The following is an 18,811-nucleotide window of genomic DNA, read 5'->3' as shown; positions in this document are numbered from 1 at the left end:
CGATTGAAAAGAAAATGCTCCAGGCCCCGGTCGTCGTTACTTGATCGACACCTTGCTCAGACCGAACAGCGAACCGGTCGGCGTCGGCACGAAGCCTTCGACGTTCTTCTGCTCAGCCGTATAGCCATAGGCCGTGTAGAGCCAGATCCAGGGCGAGACCTCGGCGATATGCTTTTCGAATTCCGCGAAGATTTCCTTGCGCTTGGCCGGATCGGTCTCGGCGCGGCCCTGCTGCATCAGGCTGTCGAGCGTATCGTCGATGTAGTTGGCGACCTTCTGCAGGTTGCCGGTCTTCGTCCAGTAGCGGTTATACATCGAATAGGGATCGGCACTGCCGCCGTTGAGCGCAACGGCCATGTCGAAATTGCCCTTCAGCCAGGTATCGACGTAGACGTTGAGTTCCATCACCTTGATGTCGAGCTTGATGCCGATTTCGGCGAGCTGCGACTGGATGACCTGCGCTTCAGCCGTCGCCGTCGGCGGTTCGCCGGTTGCAGCGATCACGGTTGCGGAAAAGCCGCCGGCAAAGCCAGCGTCTGCCATCAGCTTCTTCGCCTTGGCCACGTCACGCGTATAGCAGAAGAGCTTGCCCGGGTCTGTCGCGTAAAGCGGCATCGTCAGCGGCCCCGTTACCTTGCCCTCGCCGAGAGCTGCGGTATCCATCACATCCTTGCGGTCGATGGCGCAGGAGATCGCCTGACGTACGGCCAACTGATCCATCGGCTTGCGCGAGGGATTGAGCTGCAGGACATTGTAGGAGAGGACCGGCGTGCGGGTGAGCTGCAACTTCGGCTCCTTCGGCACCAGCGTTGCAACGAGTGGATCGTTCAGCAGCGCGAAATCGATCTGGCCGGTGCGCAGCGATGCCAGGATCGCCGTTTCGTCCGGCAGCACGCTGATATTGATGCCGTCGACACCGACAGCCCCGCCTGCCCAATCCTTGTTGGCGCTCAGGACTTCCTTGGAATTCGGAACCCAGCTGTCGAGCTTGAAGGGGCCGGAACCGATCGCCTTCGTGCCGATGGTGCCCCCGGTGATTTCGCTTGCCGGAACGACGGCCGCATTGAGGCTCGTCATGGAGGTCAGGATCGGAGCGTCGGGCTGCGACAGGTTAAAAACGACAGTATTGGCATCGGGCGTATCGATGCTCGCGATCGACAGGAAATTGGCGCGGGCGACGGCACCCGTCGCCTGATCGAGAATGCGCTGGAAGGACGCCTTGACGTCAGCAGAGGTGACCGGTGCCCCATTCTGGAACTTGGCCTTGGCGTTGAGCTTGAAAGTCAATTGCTTGGCGTCTGGCGAAAACTGCCAGCTTTCGGCAATGCCGGGAACGATCTGCAGATTGCCGTCGAGACGCACGAGCGGCTCGTAGATCAGTTCCAGCAGGCGGATGGAGGAAAACGCCGTCTGCTTGTGCGGATCGAGGCCCGTCGCATCCTGCGACCAGGCCATGCGCAACGTCGCCGCCTCCACAGGCATCGCGCCAGTCGCCAGGCCGAGCCCCACGGCCAGGGCTGCACCGGAAATCAGCTTCTTTCCAAAATTCCTCTTCATTGTCAGTCCTCCAAATTTTTTAAATGTCCCCGGCCGATTTTGGCCCATTGATTGCCGATGCGGCATGCCGCGGCGGTTGTCTCAAGCAGTCCTGGCGTTGATGGCCTTGCGCAGGAATCCATCAGCGTTTTGCAATGCCGCGCGGGCGTCTTCAATGCCCATCCCGGTAATTTCCATCAGAATGGCAAGCTTGACATCGTTACCCGTCAGATCGAGCACGCGACGCGCTTCCTGCTGCGTGCATCCCGTCGCCTGTATGACGATGCGCGAGGCGCGCGCTACCAGCTTCTTGTTGCTGGCGCTGACATCGACCATGAGGTTCTGATAGCTCTTGCCGATGCGGATCATGCTCGCCGTCGTGAGCATATTGAGAATGAGTTTCTGCGCCGTGCCGGATTTCAATCGCGTCGAACCGGTCAGAATTTCCGGGCCTACCACCGGCGAGATCGCCAGATCGGCAATGCCGGCAATGATGGAATTCGGATTGCAGGACAAGGCAACCGTAAAGGCGCCAACGCTCTTGGCATAGTTCAAGCCACCGATGACATAGGGCGTGCGACCGCTGACGGCGATGCCGACAAGCACGTCATCCCGGGTCAGCCTGACCTCTTCCAATGCCTGGCGTCCCTGCTCGGGATCGTCTTCCGCGCCTTCGATCGAACGCCTTAGCGCATCCGGACCGCCGGCAATCAGGCCGATGACCATATCCGGCGGCACGCTGAAGGTGGGAGGGCATTCCGACGCATCGAGAACGCCAAGCCGGCCACTGGTGCCAGCGCCCATGTAGATCAACCGACCGCCCTTCTGAAAGGCGGCCACGATCTGATTGACGGCGGCGGCGATTGCCGGAATCACTTTCTCGACGGCGACCGGCACCGTCTGATCCTCATAATTGATCTCGCGCAGGATATCGAAGGTCGGCAACAGATCGATATGCATCGTGTTCGGGTTGCGTCCTTCGGAAACCAACTGCTCCAGCTCGGATATCAACTTCTGCTCTGTCATGGGCCTGCTCGCGAAATAACGCTTCGATATCAATAGGTCAAAGTGGCGAGCTCGATCATTTTGATATCGGGCGCACCGCAGCAAAGATCGGTTGTCAGCAAGACGGATGACCAAAGTCAGCCGGGACGCAGGATGGCCTTTTCGGCTTTGTTCCACGTCCATTCCCTGTTTACCTAGGTTAACATTATGGCCGTTTATTCCTAACGTCAATCCATACAGGAATAAAATATTCCATCGCAGCTACGACAGATCATCGACGCCGATTTATCGTCAGCGCCCGCCGACAGCCCTTCTTGCGAGAATGATCGCACCGGACACGGCATCGCCGTCGACAGGCTTGAGGCGGCGGCGCACATCGGGCGCAAGCCAGGGCTCAAGCGGGCTCGCGAGACCACCAAGCAGGCAGACCCGCGGCGCTCCTTTGTCAAACAGGGTACGAACCAGCGTATCGATATGGCCGGCAGCACTTTGCACAATCCGCCGCGCAATGGGATCGCCCTGATCGGCGTGTCGCAGAACCATGGGCGCAAATGTCGCGTAGTCCGTGGCCGATGCCCGATCCATCCACGCGACCGCCTCCATCGGATCATTCTGGAAGCGCTGCATGATCTCGGCCATCAGCGCCGTCTTCTGTTCGCGACCATCATGCGCACGCAACGCAAGCTGCACGACCTTCAGTCCGAGATAGGCACCGCTGCCCTCATCCGAGATTGGAAAACCGTAGCCGCCAACCCGCAATTGCCGTCCTTCGACGAGGCCGAGCCCGATGGAGCCTGTCCCGGCAATGACGATGGCGCCGTCGCGACCGGAATGCGCACCGAGGCAGGCGCCCTCGCCGTCGCTGATGAAAGCGACGCTGGCGAAGGGATGCTCTATCGCCTTCAGAGCTGCAAGTGCACCCTTGCGGCCGATCCCCGCCAATCCGACGCCGGCATGGATGTGGCCAAGATCGCCGGCGCCCAGTTGCGCCTCCTCGATGGCCGCATCGAACGCGCGCGAAATCGATGCCCATGCCTCAGCAATCCCGAGACGGGTGGTCGCCGGCCCGGACAATCCCTGGCCTAGAACCGTACCTTCTGCGTTCTCGATGCGCGCCCGGCAACCCGTGCCGCCGCCGTCGATGCCGAGGAAATAAACGGCGCCTCCCGATGTTGCAGTCATGAGGTCAACCGTTCGATATCGGCGCCGCAGAGGCGCAATTTGCGATCCAGCTGCTCGTAGCCGCGATCGAGGTGATACAGGCGGTTGACCATGGTTTCGCCTTTCGACACGAGCGCGGCCAGAACGAGCGAAACGGACGCGCGCAGATCCGTTGCCATCACCTGCGCGCCCTTGAGCGGCGCACCGCCGCGAACCAGCGCCGTTGTGCCCTGCAGGGTGATGTTGGCGCCAAGTCGCATCAGCTCCGGTACATGCATGAAGCGGTTTTCGAACACTGTCTCGCGGATCAGCGAGGCGCCTTCGGCACAGCAGGCCAGGGCCATGAACTGCGCCTGCAGGTCCGTCGGAAACCCCGGATAAGGTTCCGCGGTGATATCGGCTCCCTTAAGCGGACCGTCCCTGGAGACGACCAGGCCGCGATCGCTCGGCCAGACGCTGACGCCCATGGCTTCGAGCACCTGGACGACGGAGGCCAGATTCTCCAGGCGGGCATGAATGAGCTCCAACTGCCCGCCGGTGATGGCAGCCGCCACCGCATAGGTGCCGGCCTCGATGCGGTCAGGGATGCCGTGATGCCTGGCAGGATGCCAGCCCGTGTCGCCCTCGATAAGAATACGATGCGTCCCCGCCCCTTCGATCCGCGCGCCCATGGCGCCGAGGCAGGCCGCGAGATCGGCGACTTCCGGCTCGCGGGCAGCATTCAGGATCTCGGTTTCGCCTTTGGCCGCGCAGGCGGCCATCATGGCCGTTTCCGTCGCGCCGACGGATGGCGAGCTCAGCACGATCCGCGCGCCCTTCAGCCCGTTCGGAGCCGAAGCCACGATCAGGCCGCTTTCGATCGCGATATCGGCACCCAGCGTCGATAGCGCCTTTATGTGCATATCGACAGGCCGCGCACCGATGGCGCAGCCGCCTGGGAGGGAAACACGCGCATGGCCGAAGCGAGCCAGCAGCGGCGCGAGCACCAGCACGGTCGCGCGCATGCGCCTGACGGTATCGTAGGAGGTCTCCTTGGAGACGAGGTCGCGCGCATCGATCGTCGTGCCATGCGGCCCACGGACAATTTCGGCACCGTGCAGGGCGATGACGCCCAGCATGTTCTCGACGTCACTCACTAAGGGCAGGTTCGTCAGTTCCAACGGATGCGGGCTCAGGAGCGCTGCGGCGATCTGCGGCAATGCGGCATTCTTTGCGCCGGCGATGGTGACCGCGCCCTGCAACCGTCTGCCGCCGGAGATGCGAAGTTTGTCCATAATGAAAATCCGTCGAGGAAAAAACGAGAACAGCCGGAGCCTGTCGCTCATCCTGCAAAGACTATTCGACCATTCCATACTGTCAACGGGAATTGGAATTTTTTATTCCAAATTGTTGTGATAATGTTGAATAGCAGCACGGACGTTTGCGAGCGGGAACCGGAGGCTATTTTCCGTCGTGCTCGTGTCGGCCGGTAAATTGATGCCGATGGCTCGAAGGGACCCCAAAGGATCAGATGTCGATCTTAAAAAAAATCAGCGCTCAGCTCGAAACCATGGCTCCCGCCGATCGCCAGATCGGGCAGTTCATCATCGACAATCCCGAGCAGATGCTACGCCTGTCCTCCGCGGCCTTGGCGACTGAAACCGGTCGCAGCCAGTCGAGCGTGGTCAAATTCAGTCAGAAGCTCGGCTATGCCGGCTATCAGGAACTGAAGCTTGCCGTCAGTGAAGCCAAGGCGCAGGAGTGGCAGGCGCCCGCCGGCATGATCCACGGCACCATCGAGGTCGGCGACGGTTACCTTACGATCCTGCAGAAGCTGCTCGGCAGCAAGATGCAGGCGATGCAGCAGACCATCTCGGTCAACAACGAAACCGACATCGAAAAGGCGCTCGAAGCCCTTCACGATGCCCGGCGTATCCATCTGGCGGGCGTTGGCGCTTCGTCCCTGGTCGCCCGCGACTTTTCCTACAAGCTGATGAAGCTCGGACGCAATGTGCTGCATGACAGTGACAGCCATGTGCAGATGGCCAACGCGTCGACTTTGGGTCCGGACGACCTTCTCTTTGCTCTTTCCTATTCCGGCGCCAGTATCGAGACCCTGCGGATTGCGGAACTGGCACGTCAGCGCCGAGCAACCGTCATTGCCGTCACCGGACTACAGGACAACCCGCTCACCCACGTCGCCGACATCTGCCTCCATACCGTCGGCGACGAGGATCGCGTCCGCTCCTCGGCGATCACCGCCCGCGACGCACAGCTGATGCTGACCGACTTGCTGTTTATCCTGCTGGTGCAGCGTCAGCCCGACGCCAACGACTATGTCCATAACAGCGAAACGGCTGTTTCCGTGCTGAAGGCCAAACGTCTTTCATAGAGCGACCGAGCTCTTCACCGAAGCTCTGCGCCACTCTATCTCGTTGTTCTCACGCAATTGCGTGACGGAAAATTGCCGTACGTTTCTCTTGGCTTTGCCGCAGCACCCCGCCGAAAAGCCGGCAACCGGTAAACAAGCTGTGACGACAGCGGCCCTGTACGGCAATGGTTTGGGGACGTAGTTTGGCGCCCCTTGGCAAATCATACCGGAGAGATTTCATGGACCTCGGCCTCAAGGATAAAGTCGTACTGATCACAGGCGGCTCGAAAGGCATCGGCTATGCCTGCGCCGAACTCTTCCTGCAGGAAGGCGCGCGGGTCGCGATCTGCTCGCGCTCCCAGTCCAACATCGATACCGCCCTCTCCGGCCTTGCGGGTGCGCGCGGTTATACAGCCGACCTGACATCCGACGCGCAGGCACTTGCGGTCGTTGACAAGGTCGAGGCAGATATCGGCCCGATCGATATCCTCGTCAACAGCGCGGGTGCCGCAGCGCGCACGCCGGCAGACGAACTGACGCCGGCCATCTGGCGCACTGCGATGGATGCGAAGTATTTCTCCTACATCAACGCCATCGATCCCGTCATCAAGCGCATGGGCGCGCGCGGGTCGGGTGCCGTCATCAATGTCATCGGCAACGGCGGCAAGATTGCTTCGCCTTTCCATCTGGCCGGTGGTTCGGCCAATGCCGCCTTGATGCTCGCAAGCGTCGGGCTTGCCAATGCCTATGCCGGCAGAGGCGTGCGTGTCGTCGGCCTAAACCCTGGCCTGACGGAAACGGGTCGTGTGGCGGAAGGCCTGAAGGCGGCGGCGAAAGCCAGCGGTTCAACGCAGGAGGAAGCGCTTGCCGATGCTCTGAAGCGCATCCCGATCGGCCGAATGGCGAGCCCGGCCGACATCGCCAATGTTGTCGCTTTCCTGAGTTCGGCCAGGGCGAGTTACGTTACCGGGGTGGTGATCAGCATGGACGGCGCGCAGGTGCCGGTCGTCGTCTGAAACACCAAGCCGACGACCTGCGCGCTTTTGTGGCGTTTTCGTCAGGCCGCCGCCTTCCAGTCCAGCCCGATATCGAGCGTCGGCGCGCTGTGCGTCAGCCAGCCGACGGATATGAGATCGACGCCAGAGGCAGCGATCGCGGCAGCGGTTGTCGGGGTGATACGGCCCGAGGCTTCGGTGATTGCCCGTCCGCCGACGATATCGACCGCTTCACGCAACTGGTCCGGCGTCATATTGTCAAGCAATACCGCATCGACACCTTCCTGCATGGCGTCGCGTAGCTGTTCCAGCGTATCCACCTCGACCTCGATCTTGACCATATGCCCGACACCGGCCTTGGCGCGGCGGATAGCCTCGGTGATGCCGCCGGCAATGGCGACATGATTGTCCTTGATCAATACCGCATCATAAAGCGCGAAACGATGGTTCATGCCGCCGCCGGCGCGCACGGCATATTTTTCCAGAGCCCGGAGACCCGGCGTGGTCTTGCGGGTGCAGACAATCGACGCCTTCGTGCCGACAATCGCCTCGACAATGCCGCCCGTCACGGAGGCGATGCCGGAGAGATGGCCGAGGAAATTGAGTGCGGTCCGCTCTGCCGTCAGCAGACCGCGGGAAGGCCCCTCGATCGTTGCGATGACGTCTCCCGCTGCGACTTTCTTGCCATCGGGGACATGACGGGTCATGACGATGGTGGGATCGACGAGCTGGAAGGCAAGTTCGGACGCATCGAGACCGGCGACGACGCCCGTTTGGCGGGTGACCATGGCGACGCGGGAGCGATGCGCCGCAGGGATGACGGCGGTTGACGTGACGTCGCCGGCAAGACCGAGATCTTCCACAAGCGCATTGCGTACCAGCGGTTCAACGATCAGGCGCGGGAGGGGAGCAAGCGTCATGTCAGGCACTCCTTGCGATGGAATAGGGGATGACGGACCTGGCGATATCCAGTGCGTCGGAAAGGTTCATCACGCGTCGCTGCGCGTATTGCAGCTTCAGCGGAAAATCCGTGCGGGCGTGGGCCCCACGCGACTCTGTCCTCAGAGACGCGAAGACGGCGATCAACAATGCGACCAACGCGGGATCGCTCGCCGGGCCGTCACTCTCGTAAAGCGGCAGGAGAGCCGCAATCGCCCCCTGAATGGCACCGGCATTGCGCAAGACGCCGAGATGCCGCGACACAATCGGCCGGACGGGCATAGGGTCTGGCGCCACCATCTCGGGAAGGCGATGCGGCAATCTTGCAGCGCCTGCATCAGCGCCCGCAAGGTCACCTGCCGCGCGCATCCCCATGACTGCTGCCTCCAGCAGGGAGTTGCTGGCCAGACGATTGGCTCCGTGCAGGCCGGTGGAGGCCGCTTCTCCCACGACCCATAGGCCGGGCACGGAACTGCGGCCATTCTCGTCAGTTGCCACGCCGCCCATATGATAATGAACGGCCGGACGCACCGGAATAGGATCGCTCGCCGGGTCCACGCCCGCTTCGCGGCAGAGAGCTTCGATGATTGGGAAGCGTGTGGCAAACCGGTTGCCGAGTGCATCGCGGGCATCCAGGAAAACCCGGCCGCCACGGGCAATTTCGGCGCTGATGGCACGCGCGACGACGTCGCGCGGCGCAAGCTCGGCACCCTCCACCTCCGCCATGAAGCGCTCACCGCTTTCGTTGACAAGAAGAGCGCCCTCGCCGCGGACCGCTTCGCTGACGAGCGCCAGGGGACGGCGGCAGCTATCGAGCGCCGTCGGGTGGAATTGCACGAACTCCATATCGGCAAGCAGCGCTCCGGCTCTTGCCGCAAGCGCAATGCCTTGGCCGAAATTGCCGACCGGATTCGTCGTGGCCTCGAACAGGCCGCCGATACCGCCCGTGGCAAGAACGATGCGGGAGGATCGCAGCACAACGCTGCCCTTGTCGGTCAGGCAGAGCAGGCCGGCGACACGATGATCGTCCAGCAAGAGCCGCTGCGCCTGGTAGCCCTCAAGCACGGTGATCGACGGCGTGCGTGCGACCGCTTCGGCAAGCACACGCACGATAGCCGCACCCGAACCATCTCCCTTGGAATGCACAATGCGCCGGAGCGAATGCGCCGCTTCAAGGCCGAGGGACAATTCCCCCGCATCATTGCGATCGAACTCGACGCCCGCCCGTTCCAGGGCGGCAATGGCAGCCGGGGCTTCCGCGACGATCCTTGCCGCCACGGTGGCGTCGCAGAGCCCGTCGCCGGCGGCGAGCGTATCGGCGAGGTGCAAGGCCGCGCTATCGTCCTTCCCCATGCTGGCGGCGATGCCGCCCTGCGCCCAGGCGCTTGAGGTCTCGGCACCGATCAGGGCGCGGGTGACGATCACGGTCGGCTCGGGCGCCAGCGTCAGCGCCGTCATCAACCCGGCAAGGCCGCTGCCGACGATGACTGTGCGGCCGGTCAGTCCTTCGAGAATCTCGCTCATATCGCCAACATCCTTTCCACTGCACGGCGGGCGTCGGCGGCAATCGCCGGATCGACCGTCACCTCATGCCGCCCTTCTTCCAAAGCCTTGCGGATATTGCCAAGTGTGATGCGTTTCATATGCGGGCAGAGATTGCAGGGCCGGATGAACTCGACCTCGGGATGATGGACCGCGACGTTGTCGCTCATCGAACATTCCGTCAGAAGCACGACACGCGACGGATGCTTCTTGCCGACATAGTCGGACATGACGGCGGTCGAGCCCGCGAAATCCGCCGCTTCGACGACATCGGGCGGGCATTCCGGGTGAGCGAGCACCGCCACGCCGGGATAATTCTCGCGAAGCTGGCGGATATCGTCCGCCGTGAAGAGCTCGTGAACCTCGCAATGCCCATGCCAGGCGATGAGCTCGACATTCGTCTCGCGTGCAACGTTGCGCGCCAGATACTCGTCAGGAAGCATCAGCACTTTCGGCACGCCGAGCGATTCCACCACCTGGCGGGCATTGCCCGAGGTGCAGCAGATGTCGGAGGCAGCCTTTACGGCCGCAGAGGTGTTGACATAGGTGACGACGGGAACACCGGGATGCGCCTGACGCAATAGGGCTATATCCTCGGGCGTGATCGATTCCGCCAAGGAGCATCCAGCCTCCATGTCAGGGATCAGCACCGTCTTTTCCGGGTTCAGCAGCTTGGCCGTCTCCGCCATGAAATGCACGCCGGCAAGGACGATGATATCGGCCTTCACATCCACGGCCTTGCGGGCGAGCGCGAGGCTGTCGCCGACAATGTCGGCAACGCCATGGAAGATTTCCGGCGTCTGGTAGTTATGGGCGAGAATGACGGCGTTGTGTCGTCGCTTCAGTTCGAGGATCGCCTCGACATCATCCTGAAACGTCAGCCATTCGGCCTTGGGGATGACGCGGCTGACGCGATCATAAAGAGAGGATGCGGATACGGGAAGATTCATGACCGGCTCCTTATTATACTCAGTTTGAGCATATTATGCGCAAATAGATATTCTCGTAGTGAGCATATGTCAATTGCGGGAGAGCGGTAATTTCGTTCCGGCGAATTCGCGTTCTTCGAGGACGGCACGGCGGAAGCGGAAAAGCTTGGCCGGACGGCCCCCGGTTTCGCTTTCCGTGCCTCCGGTTTCCTCGACCAGTTCCTGCTGCTCGATCAGCCGGCGGAAGTTCTGCTTGTGCAGAGTGAGGCCCGCCAGCGCTTCTACCGTTTTCTGCAGTTGCAGCAGCGTGAAGGTCTCGGGCATGAGTTCGAAGACGACGGGGCGATACTTGATCTTGGCGCGCAGCCGCGCCATGCCGGTCGCAAGAATGCGGCGATGATCGGCGAACATCGGCGTACCGAAATTGTGCTTGATATCGCAGCCCGCCTCGGCGACGAGCCCCGCCTCATAGAGCAGTTCATAGCGCTGCAGAACGAGATCCTCGTTCCAGGCGGCACCACTCAGCCCGAAGTCGAAATCGGCACGGCGACGGCGTTGGCCGCGGCGCATCGCATCCCCGTCGATCCATGACGCGAGGCGAGCGGCGATGGCGTCGAGGATCGGCGGTCGGCCGCTCCGATGATCCTCCCAGGGAAGATATTCGTACCAGCCATGCCAGCCCGGCGCACCGGCACCGGGTGCTGCCTGCTCGCGCACCAGGCCCAGATAGCTGATGGAAATCGTGCGCCCGCCGAGAATTTCATTGTTTCGATCGCGATCGGCAAACGTATAGAGCTGCTCCAGATAGCCAACCGGATGGGCCGTCTGCTCCTGAACCCATTCGCGCAACCCGCTTTGCAAGGTGCGATGCCCAAGCTCGAACGGACCGGATGGCAGGGCATCGCCCGAGCGCACCGTCATGACCCTCGGATCGCCGCCCGTGACAGCCGTCAGAACCGCGATCAGCTCTGCATGTGCAAGTCCGATGGTCAAGCGAACTCCATGATTTGTTTCCCTGCCAATCTTGTCGCACGAAGCGCGGCGCAAGCCAATGTGGTCGCCTGCACCCTCCACATCCCTCTACGGCCCGAAAGCGCGGAACTACCGGCTCACGTAGTCGGGATATTGCTCGCAGATGAGATCGATGATCGACAAGGTGCCGGACAGATGCTTGCGCAAGGCGGCAACGGCAACCTGCGCATCGGCGGAGCGGACAGCGTCGACGATCGCCTGGTGATCCGCAATGATCTGCTCCAGCTTGCCCGGCATCGGCAGATTGAGCATGCGCAGCCGGTCGAGATGCACGCTCTGGCGCCTCACCGTCGACCACAAGCCGAGAATGTCGGCCCGCTCGTAAAGCACCCGATGGAAATCCTTGTCGAGCGAATCGAAGAGATCATAGGTTTCCGGCGACATCACGCGCTTCTGACGGAACAGAACCGCCTCCAGCGCGGTCGCAGTCTCCTCGGCCGAATTGAGCGTCAGCCGACAAACAGCCTCGAGCTCGATCGACAGCCGCAGGAAATGCGCTTGCGTCGCGTTGCGGATATCGATCCGCGAAACGACGGTCGCATATTGCGGATAGACCTCGACCAGCCCCTCCTCTTCCAGCCGGATCAGGGCGTCCCGCACCGGGGTCTGGCTGACATTGAATTCGCTTTGCAACGACATCCGCGACAGCACGGTCGTCGGCGGCAAGCCCATGGAAAGAATGCGCGACCTGAGGATTTCGAGGATCTGCGGCGCCACCTGGCGGGATCGATCCAGTGCGAATTCTTTCGGATTGAGCTTCACGAGCAGCCTTTCTGATGGGAACGCCGGGCTGATTAAGCACAGTTTGTGACTTGATGCACTGATACATTAGTGCTTTAGTCCGACATTGCCAACTCCGCTTCACCGGATTGGATCAACCGTGAGGAATTGGGCGACCGGACGGGCATACCGAAGCAACCGTCTGCACAGGCAAGTTCGGTTCGATCCACATGCGAAAACAAGGCTCGATTACCATGGAAAGCAGGAAGAAGCCGTCGGATCTGCGCAGCGCCAGATGGTTTGCGCCGGATGACCTTAGAAGCTCCGGGCACCGATCCCGCACCATGCAGATGGGCTATGCACCCGAAGAGTGGACGGACAAGCCCGTCATTGCCATTCTCAACACCTGGTCCGACGCCAACCCCTGTCATGCCCATTTCAAGCACCGCGTCGAGGACGTGAAGCGCGGCATCCTGCAGGCCGGCGGCTTTCCCCTGGAACTGCCTGCGCTGTCGCTCTCCGAGAGCTATGTGAAGCCGACGACCATGCTTTATCGCAATATGCTGGCAATGGAAGCGGAAGAGCTTCTGCGCTCGCATCCGGTGGATGGTGCCGTCCTGATGGGTGGCTGCGACAAGACGACGCCTGGCCTCGTCATGGGCGCGCTTTCCATGGGGCTGCCGATGATCTACCTGCCTGCCGGCCCGATGCTGCGGGGCAATTATCGCGGCGAATATCTGGGCTCAGGTTCCGACGCCTGGAAATTCTGGGACGAACGGCGCGCCGGAACCATCTCCGAGAAGGAATGGGTCGATGTCGAGGCCGGGATCGCCCGTTCCTACGGCCACTGTATGACCATGGGCACGGCGAGCACCATGACGGCGATCGCCGAGGCGCTCGGCTTGACCCTGCCCGGCGCAAGCTCGATACCCGCACCGGATGCCAATCATATTCGCATGTCGTCGGCCGTCGGCAGGCGTATCGTCGAGATGGTCTGGGAAGATCTTGTGCCGTCCAAGATCGTCACCCAGGCGGCCGTCAACAATGCGGTCGCCGTCGCGATGGCGACCGGCTGTTCCACCAACGCCGTCGTGCACCTGATTGCCATGGCGCGGCGAGCCGGAACCGCTCTTTCGCTCGACGACCTCGACAGGGCCGGACGCACCACGCCGGTCCTTGCCAATATCAGGCCGACCGGCAAGACGTATCTGATGGAGGATTTCTATTACGCCGGCGGCCTTAGAGCCTTGATGGCAAAGCTCTCCTCCAAGCTTGACCTCTCGGCGTTGACCGTCTCCGGCATTACGCTTGGAGAAACACTGGAAGGTGCCAAATGCTATAATGACGACGTAATCCGCTCGCTCGACAATCCGGTCTATCACGAGGGTTCGCTCGCGGTGCTGAAGGGCAACCTTGCACCGACGGGTGCCGTCATCAAGCCTGCCGCCTGTGACCCGCGTTTCCACAAGCATCAGGGACCGGCGCTGGTTTTCGATACCTATCCGGACATGAAGGCGGCGGTCGATGACGAAAATCTCGACATCACGCCGGACCACGTCATGGTGCTGCGCGGCGCCGGCCCGCAGGGCGGGCCCGGTATGCCCGAATGGGGCATGCTGCCGATCCCGAAGGCGCTCCTGAAAAAAGGCCACAGGGATATGCTACGTCTTTCCGATGCCCGCATGAGCGGCACCAGCTACGGCGCCTGCATCCTGCATGTCTCGCCCGAATCCCATGTTGGTGGTCCGCTGGCTTTGCTGCGCAACGGCGATATCGTTCGTCTCGACCTGGAAGCGCGGCGCATCGACATGCTTGTCGACGAAGACGAGTTGCAGCGCCGGCGCGAAGCCTGGGTCAGGCCGGCGGAAAAATTCGGCCGCGGCTATGGCTGGATGTTTTCGCGCCATGTTGCGCAGGCCGATACCGGCTGCGACTTCGACTTCCTGGAAACCGATTTCGGCCCGACGCCGGGCGAACCAGATATCTATTGATTGCAAAGGATCTATCGTATGAGCAACTACGTGCTGAGCAATGAGACGCGCAACAAGCTTATAGGAGTGGCGACGCCGACAATCGCGACCGCCCTCTTCAGACGAGGCTTGCGCAACCAGTTCATCCAGGATGTCCGTCCGCTCTCGGCGAAGAAGGCAAACATGGTCGGACAGGCATTCACCCTTCGCTATATTCCGGCGCGCGAAGACCTCAACACGCTCGAGGTCTTCCGCAATCCGGAGCATCCACAGCGTGCTGCCGTCGAACAATGCCCGCCCGGCTTCGTGCTGGTCATGGATAGCCGCAAGGATGCGCGCGCCGCCTCCGCTGGTTCCATCCTCGTCTCGCGGCTGCAGGTGCGCGGAGTAGCTGGCGTCGTCACCGACGGCGGCTTCCGCGACAGCCCCGAAATCGCCGCCCTCGACATCCCCTCCTATCATCATCGCCCGTCCGCCCCGACCAACCTGACCCTGCATCAGGCCATCGAAATCAACGGCCCGATTGGCTGCGGCGATGTGGCGGTTTTCCCCGGCGACGTACTCGTCGGCGACAATGAGGGCGTCATCGTCATCCCCGCGCATCTGGCCGACGAAATTGCCGACGAGACGGTGGAAATGACGGCCTATGAGGACTTCGTCACCGAAGAGGTCTTGAACGGCGCCACCATCATTGGCCTTTACCCGGCGACCAGCAACGCTCCAAAACTGAAATTTGCCGAATGGCGGAAACGGAAGGGCCGCTGATCCGGCTTCGAACAAACGCAGCGGGGAGTACGCGACCGGCTGCGTTTGTCAGCGCCTATTCCTCGCGCACCAGCTTGAGCACGAGCTGCTGAAGATTGCCGCCGTCGCTGAACTCGACCTTGTCGAAATCGACGTTTCGCTGCCGTTCCTTTTTGGAAATCTCGCCGAGACGCTTCGTCAATTCGACGCGGATCCTGCTGCATTTCGGATCATCGGGTACGGAAAAACCGACACTCATGGCCTCGATTTCCTTGACCATGTCCTTGATATATCCGCCATGAACCCGCTCATGCGCCTCGACGCCGGCAATAAATTTCTGCCAGCTGCTGCGGGTCTGCGCCGGCAAACGCCCGGCGGGCTTCGGCAAGGTGTAGGTGATGACCAGCTTCGGGATGTTGACGGTGATCGTGCAGGCGCCGTCCGGTCGCGGCTCGTATTTCCGTGTCCACGTCAGCTTGAAATCGGTATGGGCAATTGCCCTCACCTTGGGTCCGAGCAACGGACCGCGCTCGCCGATCGAATCGTAGAGTTGAGCGCCGGATGTCCCGGTAATTGAATAGGTCTTGATGATCTCGACCGGCTGCCAATCGGCATTCGCCGTCATGGGCATAAAAGCGATCACAAGTGCCATCGCCGGCAATCCAATAGCTGATTTCACGAACGTCCCCATGCGCACCACGCCCAAGCGCTGCAAGCTAGCTGGTGATCCTGGCTATTTCAATGAATGTCAGGCCTCAGAATGCCGAAGCAGAGTACAACACCTCCTCGGCGTCCTCTCGCTCCATCTCGAAAACCCGTTTGCCGATGGCGAAGCTGAAGCCGTTGCGGGCGAAGGCGGACAATTCCTTTGCCTTGCGCTTCTCGTCAAGGTCGCCGCGCCGGAAAGGCCCAAACCCACGCTTTCTGGCAAAGATGACGGCGGAATGGAGGTCATCGACATCCCCTACCGCCGCGACGACCGTCTCGCCATCTATGCCCTTGGACGCCAGCCTGAAAGCGATAGCTTTCTTCGACTTGCCGGAGCGAACCGCCGAGCGTGTGCTGATCTCGGCATAGGCCACATCGTCGAGCACTTTCAGCTCATAGGCGAACTTCACGGCAAAATCGGCCAGCGCCTTGATCTGCGCGTCGCTAATATCCTCGAACTTCTGTTTCGCCTTTTTGGCGATCGCCTCGGAGAGCTGCTTCTCGGTCATCATCCGGCGTTCGAGACGATAGATGGTGGAGTTGCGTGCCCACGAGAGCATGCGGCTTGTCGGCGTTTCATCCATCAAGAAAGGCAATCGGCAAAAAAAGGAATCATCACGGAGAATTTTACGCGAGCCGCGTTATCCAGGCAACGAATGCGCTTGGTAATCATGGGATGATTGACTATGGTGTGCGTACGGCCGCGGCAATAAAATGCCGAGCGTCGAACCCCCATCGACGGTGGAGGCCGTCTCAAGCACCACATTGCTATGGATCACGGAGCCTGCGGCTCTCCCGACCGTTTCGCCGATCGGGCACCAGCGCTCCGTTCAAAGGAGGCAGGAATGGACTATCGCAAGCTCGGCCCAAGCGGGGCCGTCGTCACAGCCTATTGCCTTGGCACCATGACTTTCGGCGCGGAAGCCGATGAGGCTGCGTCACATAGGCTTCTCGACGATTATTTCGCATGGGGCGGCAATTTCATCGATACAGCCGACGTCTACAGCGCCGGAAAATCGGAGGAAATCATCGGCCGATGGCTGAAGGCGCGTCCGACAGAGGCCCGCCAGGCCGTCGTCGCCACCAAAGGCCGTTTTCCGATGGGCAAAGGCCCCAATGATATCGGGCTCTCGCGCCGGCATCTCGGCCAGGCTCTCGATGACTCTTTGCGCCGCCTCGGCATCGATCATATCGACCTCTATCAGATGCATGCCTGGGATGCATTGACCCCGATTGAGGAGACGTTACGCTTCCTCGATGACGCCGTGCGTGCCGGCAAAATTGGCTATTACGGCTTCTCCAACTATGTTGGCTGGCACATTGCCAAGGCGGCCGAGATCGCCAAGGCCCGCGGATACACCCGGCCGGTGACGCTGCAGCCGCAATATAATCTGCTTGCCCGCGATATCGAACTCGAGATCGTCGATGCTTGCCTGGATGCCGGCATGGGCCTGCTGCCCTGGTCGCCGCTAGGCGGCGGTTGGCTGACCGGCAAATACAAGCGTGACGAAACGCCAACCGGGGCCACCAGGCTCGGCGAGAATCCCAACCGCGGCAGCGAGTCCTATGCGGCCCGCAACGCACAGGAACGAACCTGGGCGATTATCGATACCGTCGAAGAGATCGCTAAAGCTCGCGGCGTCAGCATGGCGCAGGTAGCGCTCGCCTGGACGGCAGCACGGCCGGCGGTCACGTCGGTCATTCTTGGCGCACGCACGTCTGCGCAGCTTGCAGACAACCTGGGAGCAGCTGAGTTGACGCTTACGGACGCGGAGACGCAAAGGCTCAACGAGGTCAGCGCGCCGCAATCGGCTGCCTATCCCTATGGTGAAGGCGGCAGAAACCAGCGCCACCGCAAGATCGAGGGTGGCCGCTGAAAGCGTTTTGGCAGCGGAGCAAACGTTGCTCCGCTTCCTTAAGCGCGACTGCTCCAGTGGTCCACGATATCGTCTGCCTGCGTCAAACCAGTGGCGGATTGAGCTTGGCGAAACCTTCCTGGCGCCAATACGGGAAGTATGGATAGGGGACAACCTGTTTGCTGGCCTTATCCAGCGCCTCCACCTGTTGCCTGGAAAGCGTCCAGCCGACGGCGCCGAGGTTCTGCCGCAACTGCTCTTCGTTGCGGGCGCCGATAATGACACTTGCAACCGTCGGCCGGCTCAAGAGCCAGTTGATCGCGATCTGCGCCACGCTCTTGCCGGTCTCACCCGCAATCCCGTCCAGCACGTCGACGATATCGAACAGCGTCTCATCGTCGACAGGTGGGCCGAAGGTCGCAGTCTCGTGCAACCGGCTGGTCTCCGGCAATGGTTGGCCACGACGTATCTTGCCGGTGAGCCTGCCCCATGCCAGCGGACTCCAGACCAGTGCCCCGACATTCTGATCGCGACCCAGCGGCATGAGCTCCCATTCGTAATCGCGGCCGGCAAGCGAATAGTAGACCTGATGGGCGACATGACGCACATAGGAGTGCTTCTCCGAAGCAGCCAGCGACTTCATCAATTCCCAACCGGAGAAATTCGAGGCGCCGATGTAACGGATCTTGCCCACCTTCACGAGCCCATCAAGCGTGGAAAGCGTCTCCTCGACCGGCGTCGATGCGTCGAAGGCGTGCAGCTGCAGCAGGTCGATGTAATCGGTGCCGAGACGACGCAAGGCGGCTTCGACCGATCTGATCAGCCGGGAGCGTGACGTCCCCCAATCGGCGGGGCCGTCGCCTATGGGAAGAGCCGTCTTGGTCGAGATCAGGACTTCGTCTCGTCTGCCTCGAATCGCCCGGCCAAGCACCTCCTCCGAAGCGCCAGCCGAATATACATCCGCCGTGTCGAAGAGATTGACTCCCGCCTCCAGGCAGATGTCGACCAAACGCCTTGCTTCCTCGGCATCCGTGGAGCCCCAGGCGCTGAACAACGGTCCGCTGCCACCAAACGTGCCGGCGCCAAAACTGAGTACGGGGACACGCAGGCCAGAAGCTCCGAGATTTCGGTATTCCATCATCTGTCTCCTTGGAACAACTCCGGAAAAGGGCGCCGCAGCTTTCCGTCCGGACTTGCGTAAAAACAATAGGATGGAGCGGTCCACAGCTTCCGCGAAGACGGTAAACCACTCCGGTCGTTCCAAAGAGATAGATCCTCTGAACAAGCTGATATAGATTACCGAAAAGAAAATGATTTATGATTT

At 61.3% G+C, this 18,811-nt stretch carries 17 protein-coding genes; 5 read left to right on the top strand and 12 right to left on the bottom strand.

The window, feature by feature from the left end; translation table 11 throughout:
* Positions 1 to 36 precede the first annotated feature (36 nt).
* The 4 genes from GR212_RS20095 to murA all read right to left on the bottom strand — a co-directional run bounded on the left by GR212_RS20095 (position 37) and on the right by murA (position 4,976).
* A complete protein-coding gene (locus GR212_RS20095) occupies positions 37 to 1,557 on the bottom strand; it encodes an ABC transporter substrate-binding protein (RefSeq protein ID WP_163988662.1) in 1,521 nt (506 codons plus the stop codon).
* Positions 1,558 to 1,638: 81 nt separating this feature from the next.
* Positions 1,639 to 2,562 (bottom strand): N-acetylmuramic acid 6-phosphate etherase, encoded by a 924-nt coding sequence (murQ, locus tag GR212_RS20090; RefSeq protein WP_163988660.1) that lies wholly within the window; start codon positions 2,560 to 2,562, stop codon positions 1,639 to 1,641.
* Between the two features lie 270 nt (positions 2,563 to 2,832).
* Positions 2,833 to 3,723, bottom strand: a complete 891-nt coding sequence (locus GR212_RS20085; RefSeq protein ID WP_163988658.1) for an N-acetylglucosamine kinase — start codon at positions 3,721 to 3,723, stop codon at positions 2,833 to 2,835.
* The gene (gene murA, locus GR212_RS20080; RefSeq protein WP_163988656.1) at positions 3,720 to 4,976 is read right to left on the bottom strand and encodes a UDP-N-acetylglucosamine 1-carboxyvinyltransferase; all 1,257 of its coding nucleotides are present in this window, start codon (positions 4,974 to 4,976) and stop codon (positions 3,720 to 3,722) included. The genes GR212_RS20085 and murA overlap by 4 nt, the downstream gene beginning before the upstream one ends.
* A 236-nt stretch (positions 4,977 to 5,212) precedes the next feature.
* Here murA and GR212_RS20075 point away from each other — a divergent pair, with 236 nt between their 5' ends.
* Both GR212_RS20075 and GR212_RS20070 read left to right on the top strand, forming a co-directional pair.
* Positions 5,213 to 6,073: a MurR/RpiR family transcriptional regulator gene (locus tag GR212_RS20075; RefSeq protein ID WP_163988654.1), complete on the top strand. Its 861-nt coding sequence runs from the start codon at positions 5,213 to 5,215 to the stop codon at positions 6,071 to 6,073.
* A gap of 218 nt (positions 6,074 to 6,291) precedes the next feature.
* A complete protein-coding gene (locus GR212_RS20070) occupies positions 6,292 to 7,068 on the top strand; it encodes an SDR family oxidoreductase (RefSeq protein WP_163988652.1) in 777 nt (258 codons plus the stop codon).
* 41 nt (positions 7,069 to 7,109) lie between these two features.
* On the opposite strand, the gene nadC is transcribed toward GR212_RS20070, so the two are convergent.
* The 5 genes from nadC to GR212_RS20045 all read right to left on the bottom strand — a co-directional run bounded on the left by nadC (position 7,110) and on the right by GR212_RS20045 (position 12,251).
* Entirely contained in the window at positions 7,110 to 7,967 is an 858-nt protein-coding gene (gene nadC / locus GR212_RS20065; protein WP_204326670.1) for a carboxylating nicotinate-nucleotide diphosphorylase, read from the bottom strand.
* 1 nt (position 7,968) lies between these two features.
* Positions 7,969 to 9,510: an L-aspartate oxidase gene (locus tag GR212_RS20060; protein WP_163988650.1), complete on the bottom strand. Its 1,542-nt coding sequence runs from the start codon at positions 9,508 to 9,510 to the stop codon at positions 7,969 to 7,971.
* Entirely contained in the window at positions 9,507 to 10,478 is a 972-nt protein-coding gene (gene nadA / locus GR212_RS20055; RefSeq protein ID WP_163988648.1) for a quinolinate synthase NadA, read from the bottom strand. Before nadA ends, GR212_RS20060 begins: the two co-directional genes overlap by 4 nt.
* Before the next feature lie 69 nt (positions 10,479 to 10,547).
* Positions 10,548 to 11,450 (bottom strand): NUDIX hydrolase, encoded by a 903-nt coding sequence (locus tag GR212_RS20050; protein ID WP_163988646.1) that lies wholly within the window; start codon positions 11,448 to 11,450, stop codon positions 10,548 to 10,550.
* Between the two features lie 108 nt (positions 11,451 to 11,558).
* Positions 11,559 to 12,251, bottom strand: coding sequence for an FCD domain-containing protein (locus tag GR212_RS20045; RefSeq protein ID WP_163988644.1), 693 nt, complete (start codon positions 12,249 to 12,251; stop codon positions 11,559 to 11,561).
* Between the two features lie 212 nt (positions 12,252 to 12,463).
* Between GR212_RS20045 and araD the strand changes: the two genes are divergently transcribed.
* Together araD and GR212_RS20035 are read left to right on the top strand one after the other, a co-directional pair.
* A complete protein-coding gene (gene araD, locus GR212_RS20040; protein ID WP_163988642.1) occupies positions 12,464 to 14,200 on the top strand; it encodes an L-arabinonate dehydratase in 1,737 nt (578 codons plus the stop codon).
* Between the two features lie 18 nt (positions 14,201 to 14,218).
* A complete protein-coding gene (locus GR212_RS20035) occupies positions 14,219 to 14,944 on the top strand; it encodes a ribonuclease activity regulator RraA (RefSeq protein ID WP_163988640.1) in 726 nt (241 codons plus the stop codon).
* A 55-nt stretch (positions 14,945 to 14,999) separates the two neighbouring features.
* Here GR212_RS20035 and GR212_RS20030 read toward each other — a convergent pair whose 3' ends face one another.
* Positions 15,000 to 15,575, bottom strand: a complete 576-nt coding sequence (locus GR212_RS20030; protein ID WP_163988637.1) for a DUF922 domain-containing Zn-dependent protease — start codon at positions 15,573 to 15,575, stop codon at positions 15,000 to 15,002.
* Between the two features lie 103 nt (positions 15,576 to 15,678).
* Entirely contained in the window at positions 15,679 to 16,218 is a 540-nt protein-coding gene (recX, locus tag GR212_RS20025; RefSeq protein WP_432444384.1) for a recombination regulator RecX, read from the bottom strand.
* 258 nt (positions 16,219 to 16,476) lie between these two features.
* On the opposite strand from recX, the gene GR212_RS20020 reads away from it, so the two are divergent.
* Positions 16,477 to 17,508 carry an aldo/keto reductase gene (locus GR212_RS20020; protein WP_163988635.1) on the top strand — a complete coding sequence of 344 codons (1,032 nt, stop codon included), beginning with the start codon at positions 16,477 to 16,479 and terminating at the stop codon, positions 17,506 to 17,508.
* A gap of 82 nt (positions 17,509 to 17,590) precedes the next feature.
* Here GR212_RS20020 and GR212_RS20015 read toward each other — a convergent pair whose 3' ends face one another.
* Entirely contained in the window at positions 17,591 to 18,625 is a 1,035-nt protein-coding gene (locus tag GR212_RS20015) for an aldo/keto reductase (protein WP_163988888.1), read from the bottom strand.
* Positions 18,626 to 18,811 lie beyond the last annotated feature (186 nt).

This window comes from Martinezella lusitana (assembly GCF_010668395.1).
Lineage (GTDB): Bacteria > Pseudomonadota > Alphaproteobacteria > Rhizobiales > Rhizobiaceae > Rhizobium > Rhizobium lusitanum_A.
This window is presented reverse-complemented; position numbering and strand designations above follow the sequence as displayed.